The 12775-nt window shown below is 41.3% G+C and carries 14 protein-coding genes; 6 read left to right on the top strand and 8 right to left on the bottom strand.

The window, feature by feature from the left end:
- Window positions 1–151 precede the first annotated feature (151 nt).
- Window positions 152–274, bottom strand: coding sequence for a GapA-binding peptide SR1P (locus UB32_RS19480; RefSeq protein WP_084221812.1), 123 nt, complete (start codon window positions 272–274; stop codon window positions 152–154).
- 196 nt (window positions 275–470) lie between these two features.
- Window positions 471–770: a DUF3055 domain-containing protein gene (locus tag UB32_RS11505; RefSeq protein WP_044393949.1), complete on the bottom strand. Its 300-nt coding sequence runs from the start codon at window positions 768–770 to the stop codon at window positions 471–473.
- A gap of 159 nt (window positions 771–929) precedes the next feature.
- Here UB32_RS11505 and UB32_RS11500 point away from each other — a divergent pair, with 159 nt between their 5' ends.
- From UB32_RS11500 to UB32_RS20710, 3 genes are all read left to right on the top strand, one after another.
- The gene (locus UB32_RS11500; protein ID WP_044393946.1) at window positions 930–1364 is read left to right on the top strand and encodes a DUF1885 family protein; all 435 of its coding nucleotides are present in this window, start codon (window positions 930–932) and stop codon (window positions 1362–1364) included.
- Between the two features lie 518 nt (window positions 1365–1882).
- On the top strand, window positions 1883–2278 hold the full coding sequence (locus tag UB32_RS11490) for a hypothetical protein (RefSeq protein ID WP_044393941.1): 396 nt from the start codon (window positions 1883–1885) through the stop codon (window positions 2276–2278).
- Window positions 2275–2460: an aminoglycoside adenylyltransferase domain-containing protein gene (locus UB32_RS20710; protein ID WP_084221811.1), complete on the top strand. Its 186-nt coding sequence runs from the start codon at window positions 2275–2277 to the stop codon at window positions 2458–2460. Before UB32_RS11490 ends, UB32_RS20710 begins: the two co-directional genes overlap by 4 nt.
- 100 nt (window positions 2461–2560) lie before the next feature.
- Here UB32_RS20710 and lpdA read toward each other — a convergent pair whose 3' ends face one another.
- From lpdA to UB32_RS11465, 5 genes are all read right to left on the bottom strand, one after another.
- Entirely contained in the window at window positions 2561–3970 is a 1410-nt protein-coding gene (gene lpdA / locus UB32_RS11485; protein WP_044393938.1) for a dihydrolipoyl dehydrogenase, read from the bottom strand.
- Between the two features lie 3 nt (window positions 3971–3973).
- On the bottom strand, window positions 3974–5323 hold the full coding sequence (locus UB32_RS11480) for a dihydrolipoamide acetyltransferase family protein (RefSeq protein WP_044393936.1): 1350 nt from the start codon (window positions 5321–5323) through the stop codon (window positions 3974–3976).
- A 29-nt stretch (window positions 5324–5352) separates the two neighbouring features.
- Entirely contained in the window at window positions 5353–6330 is a 978-nt protein-coding gene (locus UB32_RS11475) for an alpha-ketoacid dehydrogenase subunit beta (protein WP_044393934.1), read from the bottom strand.
- A 3-nt stretch (window positions 6331–6333) separates the two neighbouring features.
- Complete coding sequence (pdhA, locus tag UB32_RS11470; protein ID WP_044393931.1) at window positions 6334–7449, bottom strand: pyruvate dehydrogenase (acetyl-transferring) E1 component subunit alpha; 1116 nt, start codon at window positions 7447–7449, stop codon at window positions 6334–6336.
- A gap of 496 nt (window positions 7450–7945) precedes the next feature.
- A complete protein-coding gene (locus UB32_RS11465; protein WP_052807016.1) occupies window positions 7946–8620 on the bottom strand; it encodes a YkyA family protein in 675 nt (224 codons plus the stop codon).
- Between the two features lie 236 nt (window positions 8621–8856).
- Between UB32_RS11465 and def the strand changes: the two genes are divergently transcribed.
- Complete coding sequence (def, locus tag UB32_RS11460) at window positions 8857–9411, top strand: peptide deformylase (RefSeq protein WP_044393929.1); 555 nt, start codon at window positions 8857–8859, stop codon at window positions 9409–9411.
- A gap of 35 nt (window positions 9412–9446) precedes the next feature.
- Here the strand turns inward: def and UB32_RS11455 are convergent, their stop codons facing one another.
- Window positions 9447–10217 carry a Cof-type HAD-IIB family hydrolase gene (locus UB32_RS11455; protein WP_044393926.1) on the bottom strand — a complete coding sequence of 257 codons (771 nt, stop codon included), beginning with the start codon at window positions 10215–10217 and terminating at the stop codon, window positions 9447–9449.
- Window positions 10218–10796: 579 nt separating this feature from the next.
- Between UB32_RS11455 and UB32_RS11450 the strand changes: the two genes are divergently transcribed.
- On the top strand, window positions 10797–11009 hold the full coding sequence (locus UB32_RS11450; protein ID WP_044393924.1) for a DNA-dependent RNA polymerase subunit epsilon: 213 nt from the start codon (window positions 10797–10799) through the stop codon (window positions 11007–11009).
- A gap of 3 nt (window positions 11010–11012) precedes the next feature.
- Window positions 11013–12680, top strand: coding sequence for a ribonuclease J1 (gene rnjA / locus UB32_RS11445; protein WP_044393921.1), 1668 nt, complete (start codon window positions 11013–11015; stop codon window positions 12678–12680).
- The last annotated feature ends 95 nt before the right edge of the window (window positions 12681–12775 follow it).

Below are 12775 nucleotides of genomic sequence, written 5' to 3'. Positions count from 1 at the left end.
CGTCTCGAGGAGTTAGGAGCCGCAGCTAGACAAGCGACTCGAGGGGCTAGGCGCTGGAGCTAGATTAAGAAAACTACATGTAGTTATCCACAACTAGACAATTTCCTAAACAAAAACAAAGGCATGCATCTTGCATGCCTTTTGATTGATTTTATCTTTCTTGTGCGTCTTCCTGATCACAGCAGTTACATTTTTTTGAATATAACACCGTTACTTTCTCATCTTCGAAATGGTCAATGGTAGAATTGCAAGTTTGACATACGATTGTGCCCATTCTTTTTAAACCCCTTTTCATTTTGAATTTTGAAAGCGTTTTAATGTTCTGTAATTCCATAATAATATAACATTATTAAATTTTCAAGCTTATATTGTATAACACTTTTACTTTTTTCGAAATTTATTATGACGGATAAATTCAATTGAATAATTATAAAAAACAGACCTGAACCAGGCCTGTTCTCTTTTGTACCTTATTCATATTGAGTCTGGAATGGGACTGTAGGCAATTCTTCATTAAAAAATAACGCAAGTTCCTCAGCCTGCCGGACTTCTGTAATATGGAATGCTTTCTGCAAATATTCGATGTTTTCTATGTCCTTTGGGTCGAGGAGTGCCGAGCGACCTGTCTGCATGCAAACTACAAGCGGTTTTCCGAAAAACATATTGGTGTAAATGAATCCAAAGTCATAGCGGGTGTCATAGGTGGTAAACCCCACAAATCGAACATGAACCTTTTCGTGCTCATCATAAAGCTTCTCGAAATGTTCCATATGCCTCCTCCTTTTTAAATAAATATTTAGAATATTATTATAATTTATTTTTGACAAAAAGGCAAGTATGTGTAAAGGAAAAAAGCTTATCTTCTATTGTCAACACTTTTTCAGGAGTGATAAAATAGGGTGGAATAGTCAGGAAAAGGGGATTGGACGATGTCTAGTAATGCTTATATAAAACTTGTTCCATCATCATCTCAGCAAGCCATTTCCACAGAAGAATTGAAGGATTTATTTCATTATTACAAAGAAATCACCTCAAAGACAGGCGAACAGGTGGATTGGAATTACGGAAATACAGCCTTTCCATATGAATTGAAGGAAAAAGAAACTGGGAAAGGTACCTGGTTTTACCTGCAATCATCACAGGACCGTTACAATTCGATTCTAATTGGCGTCGATCAGGAAATCATCGCCGATGAAGACGGCACGGAACGCGAACAAACATACATACAAATCACCCTTCCGCCCACTGCAACGGCTGGTGATAAGGGCAAAGCAAATGAGTTTAGCAAGTTTATCGGAAAAAAATTGCAGGGCGAACTGCATTTATTCAATGGAAGAATCATGTACTTCTATCCACGAAAATAGGGTTCAGAAACGGCTGCTAGTGCAGCCGTTTTTTTTCTTTTCTTGGAAGCGGCCTCGATGCTTTGCTTGTCCGACTCCTGCCTTGCTTGAAATTATATAAGGTGAGACATTGTAAAGTGAAAAGCCACATAAAACGAAAGACTCATCATAGTGAGAAAAAATGTCTTCCATGTTGATTTGATTATATAATTTCCAATTATTATTGCCAGATAAAAAAACACCATAAACATCATTCCATTGTAAATCGGATGATCATGTTTGGATAACCATTCCGTTAAGGTATATCCACTCCATATGAGTGATTGAAGCAGGAAAACCGTATAGACCTTCAAACCCTCCACCACCTAGTTTGTTTTTCCCGACCAGTCTTTTACTAGTATATGTAAAGGACAAATGAATATTTTTCATTTATGTAACATTTCTATAACATTCCATTCTTTTGGAAATGGCTATGATAGAATAAGTGCAACTGATTACCCGAGAGGCAACAGAATCTGATTAAAGTGAGGCAAAGATAAATGAAAAGCTTATCTTTTATTTTTGTCGCTGCGTTCCTTTTTCTGACCGCTTCATGCAATCCAGGCAATAATTCAGATAAGCTTAAGCTAAACGAAGATAGAAACCAGGTTGTCTTCTTTTCAGATGAAAAGAATTACAAGCAAGAATCATCGTATTATGATGCCATCATAGAATTAAAGCAGAAATATCCAATAGTTTTTGATAAGATTGTTGTCATTCCAGCTGCAAATGCAAATCAATACGATAACTTGCTGAAAGAAAAAAGATTTCCAGCCATCCTGATCGTCCATCGTGATCAAGTACTTGCAAATGTAAATGGAAGTGCTACAAAAGAACAAATCATAGAGGCAATCTCCGCTGTATTGACAAATGATTCTGAAAATACCAAACAATAAGACCGGGCAAACTGCGCCCAGTCCTTTTTTTTATTTCTTCTAAAAAAGAAGCTGGTGACTGGGGATTATTAACCCTACCAAAAGAGATGACTAATACGATTAGTAAAGCTAACGGGTGTTATGCGAATGAAAAAAACACTTATCATTTCGAGAAAGATGAACTCTTGTTTTTTAAAAATTAGTGTCAGAAACTGTTCAGCCTAGTTAGCAATATCTGCCTTTGTTTTCTTAGTCTCTAAAATAAAAAATCCTTCCCATTAGGGAAGGATTTTTTATTTTAGGCTATTTTAAGATATGAATTGGATTTCCTAGTGCTACTTCTGCTGCTTCCATTGTAATTTCGCCTAATGTTGGGTGAGCATGGATGGTCATAGCTAGATCTTCAGCAGTCATGCCTGCTTCGATTGCCAAACCAAGTTCCGCAATCATGTCGGAAGCATTAGGACCAGCTATTTGCGCCCCGACAACAATATCATCTTCTTTGCGCGTAATTAGCTTCAAGAAGCCGTCTGTCTGGTTAAGTGACAGCGCACGGCCATTTGCTGCAAATGGAAACTTCGATGCATTCACTTCGATGCCAGCATCTTTCGCTTCTTTTTCCGAGTAGCCAACAGAAGCTAGTTCTGGATCAGAGAATACAACAGCCGGAATTGCCAGATAATCGATTTCAGAAGGGTGCCCAGCGATTGCTTCAGCTGCAATTTTGCCTTCGTAAGATGCCTTATGAGCGAGCGGCGGTCCTTCGACAATGTCGCCGATTGCGTAAATATTGCTGACATTCGTGCGGCATTGCTTGTCGATTTTGATCACACCACGATCAGTCATTTCAATTCCTACTTGCTCAAGTCCAAGTTCGTCTGTGTTTGGCTTTCTGCCTACCATCACAAATACATAATCTGCTTGGACTTTTTGCTCTTCGCCTTTCACTTCATAGCTAACCGTTACGCCAGTTTCCGTTTCTTCCACACCTTTAGCAAGTGCCTTCGTGATGATGTCTGCACCTTTTTTCTTAAGGTTCTTTTTCACAAGGGAGGACATTTGCTTTTCGAAGCCGTTAAGGATTTCGTCAGCACCTTCAAGGATGGTTACCTTTGTGCCAAAGCTTGCATACGCACCGCCAAGCTCTGTTCCGATATAGCCTCCGCCGATGACAACGATGCTTTCTGGCAGCTCCTGAAGATTCAAGGCACCAGTAGAATCGAGCACACGCTTAGAGAATTTAAACGCCGGAATTTCAATTGGACGAGATCCAGTCGCAATGATTGCATTTTTGAATGTGTATGTCTGTGCTGAATTTTCATCCATGACACGAATGGTGTTAGCATCAACAAAGTATGCTTCGCCTCTGACGATGTCAATCTTATTGCCTTCCAATAAACCTTCAACGCCGCCAGTCAATTTTTTCACTACCCCAGCCTTAAACTCCTGGACTTTTGAAAAATCAAGCGTGACGTTTTCCGCTATGACTCCCATATCTTCCGAATGCTTGGCATTTTCAAATCTGTGTCCAGCTGAAATCAAAGCTTTCGAAGGGATACAGCCAACGTTCAAGCATACCCCACCAAGAATTGCTTTTTCGACGATCGTTACTTTCTGGCCCAACTGGGCAGCGCGAATGGCTGCCACATATCCGCCAGGTCCGGCACCAATGACAAGAGTATCCGTTTCGATTGGAAAATCTCCTACTACCATTTATTATCCCTCCATTAACATTAGTTCTGGATCGTTCAACAGGCGCTTAATATGATTCAATGCATGCTGTGCTGTTGCACCATCGATCATGCGGTGATCGAAGCTTAAGGATAGCGCAAGTACTGGAGCTGCAACAATCTCTCCATCCTTAACCACAGGCTTTTCTGCGATACGTCCAATTCCTAGGATGGCAACTTCCGGGTGGTTGATGACCGGAGTAAACCATTGTCCACCAGCAGAACCGATGTTCGTGATGGTGCAAGATGCACCTTTCATTTCATCTGGAGCAAGTTTGCCATCACGTGCTTTTCCAGCAAGCTCGTTAATTTCATTTGAAATGAAGAATATAGACTTGCGGTCAGCATCTTTTACGACAGGTACAAGCAATCCTTTTTCCGTATCAGCTGCAATTCCGATATTGTAATAGTGCTTGTGGATAATTTCGCTTGTTGCATCATCTAAAGAAGTGTTCAATGCTGGATATTCACGTAATGCACTTGTTAATGCTTTTACCACATAAGGAAGGAAGGTAAGCTTAATTCCTTTTTCAGCGGCCACTTCTTTGAACTTCTTGCGGTGTGCAACAAGCTTCGTTACGTCCACCTCATCCATCAAGGTAACGTGTGGAGCTGTATGCTTAGAGTTAACCATTGCCTTGGCAATTGCTTTTCTGATTCCGCTCATTTTCTCGCGAGTCTCAGGGTATTGCCCTTCTGGGATAGGCTGAGCTGCTTTAGGAGCAGCTTGCGTTTCTGCTGCTTGTGCTTGTTCAGTCTGAGGTGCAGCGGCTGCAGTGGCTCCTCCACTTAGGAAGCTGTCCACATCATTTTTCAGGACGCGGCTATTTTTACCTGAACCGGCAACCTGACGAATATCAACGCCTTTTTCACGTGCATATTTACGAACAGATGGCATTGCTACGATGCGGCGGTTAGGGTCTATATCTGTCTGAGGTGCAGCGGCAGCACCAGCGCCAGTGGCACCTGCAGGAGCAGGGGCTTCTGTTGCTTCTTTGTCGACTTTCTGTCCAGCTTCCATTGTAGATTGAACCTGTGCTTCTGTTTTCTCAGCTGGTGTATGTTCTTCTTCCCCTTTGAATTTAAGATCTTCATATCCCGGGGCGTCAAAGGTAACGAGAACTTGTCCTACTGTTGCAACTGTTCCTTCCTCCACTAAAACTTCTTCGACTGTACCTGCTACTGGGGAAGGAATTTCTACTACTGCTTTATCATTTTGTACTTCGCAAAGTACATCGTCTTCCTGAACTTGATCGCCAGGTTTTATAAACCATTTGACGATTTCACCTTCGTGAATACCTTCGCCGATGTCTGGCAGCTTAAATTGAAATGCCAATGGGATTCACCCTCCTAAATTTTTTTGAATTAAAATTCCAGAACTTTCTTAGCTGTTTCGACTACATCCTTATAGTTTGGCAGCCATACAGTTTCTGCTTGAGAAAATGAGAATACTGTATCAGGTGCAGTCACTCTTAAAACTGGTGCTTCAAGGCTTAGGATAGCGCGGTCATTGATTTCTGCAACAATTTGGCTAGCCATGCCAGCCTGTTTTTGTGCTTCTTGGACAACGATCGCTCTTCCTGTTTTTTCAACAGAAGCAATGATTGTTTCAATATCGAAAGGCATCACCGTTCTTAAATCAACTACTTCTACAGAATGTCCTTCTTTTTCAAGTTCTTCTGCAGCCTTTAATGATTCATGGACCATTGCTCCATAAGTGATGATGGATAGGTCTTTCCCTTCACGCTTTACATCTGCTTTGCCAAGAGGGATTGTATATTCTTCTTCTGGAACTTCCTGACGGAATGAGCGATAGAGCTTCATATGCTCAAGGAAAATGACGGGATCGTTGTCACGAATCGCTGAAATCAACAGGCCTTTTGCATCATATGGAGTCGAAGGGATAACAACCTTCAAGCCTGGCTGTTGGGCAACCATGCCCTCGAGGTTGTCAGCGTGCATTTCTGGTGTATGTACACCTCCCCCAAACGGTGAACGGATGGTTACTGGTGAACTGTAACGGCCGCCGGAACGGTAACGCATTCGAGCCATTTGACCTGCAATGGAATCCATTGCCTCAAACACGAAGCCGAAGAACTGGATCTCCGGAACCGGACGATAACCTTGCAATGCAAGACCGATTGCCAGTCCGCCAATACCTGATTCTGCGAGCGGCGTATCAAACACACGGTCTTCCCCAAACTCTTTTTGCAGACCTTCTGTCGCACGGAACACACCGCCGTTGACACCAACGTCTTCCCCGAATACAAGGACATTGGGATCATTTTTCAATTCTACGCGAAGAGCGTCTGTAATTGCTTGAATCATTGTCATTTGAGCCATGGCTTACTTCGACTCCTTCTCTTTGTAAATTTCATATTGTTCTTTTAGGTTGTCAGGCATTTCATCATACATAATCTCCATCAAGTCTGTGACTTTCTGCTTTGGAGTGTCATCCGCTTCTTTAATTGCGATTTTGATTTCTTCTTTTGCTCTTTCGATTGTTTCATTTTCCATTTCTTCTGTCCACAGATTCTTCTTCTCAAGGAATTTGCGAAAACGGACTAACGGATCTTTCTTTTCCCATTCATTGTCCAAATCAGAAGTACGGTAACGGGTTGGGTCATCCCCAGCCATTGTATGTGGACCATAGCGGTAAGTCATCGTTTCAATCAAAGTTGGACCTTCTCCGTTTACAGCGCGCTGTCGTGCTTCAAGTGTTACTGCATAGACTGCAAGCGGATCCATTCCGTCTACCTGAATACCAGGAATGCCTGCTGCAACTGCTTTTTGAGCAATTGTCTGAGCAGCAGTCTGCTTTTCTACTGGAGTAGAGATCGCAAAGCGGTTATTTTGAACAAAGAAAATTGCTGGTGCTTTATATGCCCCCGCAAAGTTGATGCCTTCGTAGAAGTCACCTTGAGAGGAACCGCCATCACCGGTGTAGGTCACAGCAACTGCTTGAGCACCGCGTTTTTTCATTCCAAGCGCAACACCGGCAGCCTGAACATATTGGGCACCAATGATGATTTGAGGGGAAATCACGTTTACCCCTTCAGGTATTTGATTGCCTTTAAAGTGACCGCGTGAGAACAAAAATGCCTGTGTAAGCGGAAGACCATGCCAGATAATCTGAGGTACATCACGGTAACCCGGAAGAATAAAGTCTTCTTTTTCAAGGGCGAATTGGGATGCAATCTGGGAAGCTTCCTGCCCAGCTGTCGGCGCGTAGAATCCAAGACGTCCTTGGCGGTTCAGCGAAATAGAACGCTGATCCAAAATCCTTGTGTAAACCATGCGTGTCATCAATTCTTGTAACTGCTCATCCGAAAGCTCTGGCATTGCCGCTTCATTTACGACTTCGCCCTCTTCATTTAAAATCTGGAACATTTCAAATTGGCTTTCGATGTTCTCGAGCTGCTTTTTTGCATCAATTGTGTTGTTTTTCGTTTTAGATGCCATTAGAGCCACCTCTTCCTTTCTACCTTATAAATTTAATTATATATCCAAAAATAGGGTACCCAATCTCATGATTCATTTCCTCGGGTAGAAAAACACATTTGGAGCGAACCGATTCTCTAATAGATTGCCGAACACAAAGGCTTAATATGTGCAAGCACCATTCTATAGTTTTCCACAGAAGCACAATAAAAAAACGCATTATTTTCTTCATCCAAGCTTCCTGTGGTCTGTATTAGTAAAATCCATGAACAGAGTAATACAATTACGCTCTTTCGTTTTTTAGTTTACATCACGAAAATTACTCCGTCAAATACTATGTTTTATCTTTTATAATTTTAATCATCATCGTTATATTATTATCCTAAAAAAGAAACTGTACTATTCCTTGTTAATTCCTGTATTATAATAATTTGCATATCGATAAAACTGTGTTAACGACCATTTTACAAGCCGTAAAAAAACCGCCTTTTTTCGGATAAAAGCGGTTACGTTCTTCCTATTCTTTCTTCTCCGGGCTGAATTCTATCCCGGCTTTTTCATAAAAAGCTAGTTTTTCTTTATTATACTGGTCAGTTTGATCATTGAATTCCTGGTTGTCCTTCAGCACGGTTTCATAGATCCCATTTACTTTATTGACTTGCTTTTCCAGGTTTTCAAAGCTTAATTCTTTATCCTTCAGCATTTCATAAAGCTCTTTGTCATATTGAAGGCCAAGTTTATAATTTTTATACAGGTCATCATGTATTTCATACCGTTTTATCATCGTTGTCCTTAATTCATTTGCCTGCTGCTTTACACCATTGTCCTCTATTTCTTCCAAAATTTTGTCAATGTTTCTGAATTCTTTCCGTGATTCCTCAATGCTTTCTTTTTCCTTATCAATATGCTCCACCCTTTTGTCGGCATTTGCCAGCGCCTCATCAGCCAGCTTTACAATTTGATCATATTCTTTCATGCCAAGCGAAATGATCTTTTCATATATTTCTTTTTCCTTTGTTTCCAATTCGACAAGCGGATTTTGCTGATCTTCAAAGGTCTTTTCAATAGAAACGACCTTTTCTAGCTCTACAAACATTTTTTCCTCAGGGGACTGCTTGTTCAAACACCCAGTCAGACTCAAAACAATAGCGATCATTATCATTGTGAAACTTATTTTTCGGAATACAGACAAAATAATACCCTCCTCACCTATATCAATTTTACCATAGCGATTTCCATTAGATTTGACAATAGGATAAAATTCCGTATAAGCCTAAATATGCTTGTCCTATCCGTAATTATATTCTCCGAAAAAGCGATATATGCTTTTTGCTATCTCTCTAATTTTGTAGGAAACGCTTGCGAATAGTTAACTTTTCGTCATACATTTGTTAGACTTAACATTATTACATAGTAGAGGTGAAAGAAATGTTGACGATGGATGATATCGTCCGTGATGGACATCCTGCACTCAGAAAAGTCGCAGAAGAAGTTTCCATGCCTCCTTCACAGGAAGATAAAGCAATACTGCAAAGCTTGATGGAGTACGTGATAAACAGCCAAAACCCAGAGATCGTACAAAAATACGGACTGCGCCCGGGTATCGGCCTTGCTGCTCCCCAGATAAATGTTTCGAAAAGAATGATTGCTGTCCATTTAACGGATGAGAAAGATAACTTGATCAGTTATGCCCTTTTCAACCCGAAAATCATCAGCCATTCAGTGGAACGATCTTATTTAACAGCTGGCGAAGGCTGTCTTTCCGTCGATGAGACAATCCCCGGATATGTTCCGAGGTATGCAAGGGTGACTGTAAGAGGAATTGACCTTGAAGGGCAAGAAGTGAAGCTCCGGCTTAAAGGCCTTCCCGCTATTGTCTTCCAGCATGAAATCGACCACTTGAACGGAATCATGTTTTACGATCATATCAATAAGCAGGATCCATTTGCCGACCTCCCAAATGCTGTCCCGGTAGAAAAATAAAAGCCGAATCGAATTCGATTCGGCTTTTTTACAACTTAAATCAAATTTAACTTCTTCAAGCCATGCCAGATTCCATCGTCATCGACATCTCGGGTTATCATATTGGCAAGTTCCTTTAGTTGTGGCACAGCATTTCCCATCGCAACACCTGTTCCCGCAGCTTCCAGCATTTCCAGATCATTCAAGCCATCGCCGAACGCATACACATCCTCAGGCCTGAAAGACAGCCTTTCGATCATCTTCTTAATACCTTCTGCCTTGGACCCGCCTGCAGGAAGGACATCCACTGAATACGGATGCCAGCGGATAAAAGTAAACTCCGGATAATTCTCCTCGTAAAACTTCTCCTTGCCTTCTTCACAAAACAGAAGTGTTTGGAACAAGTCCCTGTCTACGTAAAATTGTTCATCATACTCCGGATGGGCAAATTTCAGTCCTCCCAGACTCGTTTCAATAAAATCGTGATGCTTTACAGCTGACTTCATCGTTTGATTATCCATGAAAACGACCGGGTGTCCCTGGTATGCAGCCTCTTTGTAAAGCTCCTGTATTTTTTGGTTGTTCAAAGCGTTTTTATATATCGGCTCCCCTTCAAAAACCACGTATTGTCCATTAAAGCTCACAAAAGAATCGATATCGAGCTCCTTGAGAAGATTTTCAAACATGAACGGAGCTCTCCCAGTTGCAATAGCAACAAATACTTCATTCTCTTTTAGTTTTTTAATTGCTTCCTTAGTGGAAGCAGGCAGATTTTTATCATGGTCCAAAAGTGTGCCATCAATATCAAAAAATACAATTTTACTCATGATTCTCTCCTTCAAATTTTTTATCATATAATCCCGGTAGTTTACCAAACTGCAAAGTGTATGTACAGGAAAATGAAGCATAAAGCCTGGCAAGCAATTGACAATTTATGCAATTCCATCAAAACCCATGAAAATAACTGCTGTTTCATCATATAATATAAACAAAAAGATCGTTTTTGAAAATAAACTTTGTTAAACCTTTCCTTGTTTGCTTTACATTGGACAAGGATAGTTTAAAATAAGTAGTAAGGAGATGATCCACTATGTTAAAGAAGCTCAGAAAGAAGCTCTTAAAACAGTGGAAAGATTTGCTTCGTAAAAAAACAATCGCCTAACTTTTTGAGCCCTTCAAACTTGCGAAGGGCTCCTTCCTTATTGTAAATTGGTTAATAGCGAAAAAAAATACGTTCGGCTTAATATTACTATTGTCATTTTATTTAGGGCTAAGATAAAACGGATTTCAAACCCACAACAAATGTCTATGCTGCAAATACAGCCGGCATTCGTCCTGTCATGAAATCAGTTTTAAGACGGCATCCTATAAAATAGAAAAAATTTATTAAAGGAGAGAGATTTTTCATGGTTTTTAAAGTTTACTTCCAGGAATCTAACAAGCAAGTACCAGTTCGCGAAAAAACACAAACTATTTATATTGAAGCGGACTCTGAAAGAGAAGTACGGACAAAAATTATTGACCGCCAGTATAATATTGAATACGTCGAGGCAGTTGAGGGTAATTATTTGCAATATGAAAAACAAAAAAAAGACTTTGAAGTATTGGAGATCGAATAATTTATGAAATTTGTAAAAAATGACCAAACAGCCGTTTTTGCGCTCGGAGGATTGGGTGAAATCGGCAAGAACACGTATGGAGTACAGTTTCAGGATGAAATTATTTTAATTGATGCAGGCATCAAATTCCCGGAAGATGAATTGCTGGGAATTGATTATGTGATCCCGGACTACTCCTATCTCGTAAAAAATGAAGACAAAATCAAAGGCCTGTTTATCACTCACGGTCATGAAGATCATATCGGCGGTATTCCTTATTTGCTTCGCGAAATCAATGTCCCGATTTATGGTGGAAAATTAGCACTCGGCCTAATTAAAAACAAGCTGGAAGAACATGGTCTGCTACGGAAGACGAAGCTGATAGAAATTGAAGAAGAAGAGATCATCAAATTCCGCAAGACATCCGTTTCGTTTTTCAGAACAACACATAGTATTCCGGATTCATATGGGATTGTTGTCAAAACACCACCAGGACAAATCGTGCATACCGGGGATTTTAAATTTGACTTTACCCCAGTAGGAGAACCGGCTAATCTTACCAAAATGGCGGAAATCGGCAAGGAAGGCGTCCTTTGCTTGCTGTCTGATAGTACAAATGCTGAGGTGCCTAACTTCACAATGTCGGAACGCCGTGTAGGGGAAAGCATTCACGATATTTTCCGGAAAGTAGACGGTCGGGTTATATTCGCTACTTTTGCTTCGAACATCCATAGACTGCAGCAAGTGACCGAGGCGGCAGTCGCGAATGGCAGAAAAGTTGCCGTGTTCGGCCGAAGTATGGAATCAGCGATCACAATTGGCCAGGAGCTGGGCTATATCAGTGCTCCTAAGGATACATTCATTGAATCACAGCAAATCAACCGACTTCCCGCCAACCAAGTCACGATTCTTTGTACGGGAAGCCAGGGGGAGCCTATGGCCGCACTATCCCGTATTGCCAATGGTACGCATCGTCAAATCCAGATTCAGCCAGGGGATACAGTTGTCTTCTCGTCCTCCCCTATCCCAGGGAATACGATCAGCATCAATAGGACTATCAACCTGCTGTCCCGTGCTGGTGCAGATGTCATTTATGGTTCATTAAATGATATTCATACTTCTGGACATGGCGGCCAGGAAGAGCAAAAACTAATGCTGCGCCTGATCAAACCGAAATATTTTATGCCGATTCACGGTGAATTCCGGATGCAGAAGATGCATAGCAAGCTTGCTGTTGACTGTGGAGTGCCTGAAGAAAATTGCTTCATCATGGATAATGGCGAAGTTCTTGCACTAGGCGACAATGAGGTAGGAGTTGCTGGCAAAATTCCATCCGGCAATGTTTATATCGACGGAAGCGGAGTAGGCGACATCGGCAATATCGTTCTGCGCGACCGTCGGATATTGTCAGAAGAAGGCCTTGTCGTTGTGGTTGTGAGCATCAATATGAAGGAATTTAAAATTGCTGCTGGCCCTGATTTGATTTCTCGCGGATTTGTCTATATGAGGGAATCCGGGGATCTGATCAATGATGCCCAAAGCTTAATTCAAAAACACTTGAATAAGGTGATGGAAAGAAAAACTACTCAGTGGTCTGAAATCAAAAACGAAATCACTGATACACTTGCACCGTTTCTATATGAAAAAACCAAACGCCGCCCAATGATCTTGCCGATCATCATGGAGGTATAAGAAAAGCGCAAGCGCCTTGGTCAGCCCCGACAAGCGCTGGAGGTCCGCCCAATGAAGTCGTTCTTTGACTTCATTGGGCGGACCGAAGTGACTCG

The sequence above is a fragment of the Mesobacillus subterraneus genome, from assembly GCF_000934845.1.
Lineage (GTDB): Bacteria > Bacillota > Bacilli > Bacillales > Cytobacillaceae > Mesobacillus > Mesobacillus stamsii.
Note: the sequence above shows the minus strand (reverse complement) of the source record. Positions and strands in the feature narration are given on the sequence as shown.

Bases quoted from the DNA above. Each gene is read 5' to 3' on its own strand.
- UB32_RS19480 (WP_084221812.1), bottom strand. From the start codon at position 274: ATGGGCACAATCGTATGTCAAACTTGCAATTCTACCATTGACCATTTC.
- UB32_RS11505 (WP_044393949.1), bottom strand. From the start codon at position 770: ATGGAACATTTCGAGAAGCTTTATGATGAGCACGAAAAGGTTCATGTT.
- UB32_RS11500 (WP_044393946.1), top strand. From the start codon at position 930: ATGTCTAGTAATGCTTATATAAAACTTGTTCCATCATCATCTCAGCAA.
- UB32_RS11490 (WP_044393941.1), top strand. From the start codon at position 1,883: ATGAAAAGCTTATCTTTTATTTTTGTCGCTGCGTTCCTTTTTCTGACC.
- lpdA (WP_044393938.1), bottom strand. From the start codon at position 3,970: ATGGTAGTAGGAGATTTTCCAATCGAAACGGATACTCTTGTCATTGGT.
- UB32_RS11475 (WP_044393934.1), bottom strand. From the start codon at position 6,330: ATGGCTCAAATGACAATGATTCAAGCAATTACAGACGCTCTTCGCGTA.
- pdhA (WP_044393931.1), bottom strand. From the start codon at position 7,449: ATGGCATCTAAAACGAAAAACAACACAATTGATGCAAAAAAGCAGCTC.
- def (WP_044393929.1), top strand. From the start codon at position 8,857: ATGTTGACGATGGATGATATCGTCCGTGATGGACATCCTGCACTCAGA.
- UB32_RS11455 (WP_044393926.1), bottom strand. From the start codon at position 10,217: ATGAGTAAAATTGTATTTTTTGATATTGATGGCACACTTTTGGACCAT.
- UB32_RS11450 (WP_044393924.1), top strand. From the start codon at position 10,797: ATGGTTTTTAAAGTTTACTTCCAGGAATCTAACAAGCAAGTACCAGTT.
- rnjA (WP_044393921.1), top strand. From the start codon at position 11,013: ATGAAATTTGTAAAAAATGACCAAACAGCCGTTTTTGCGCTCGGAGGA.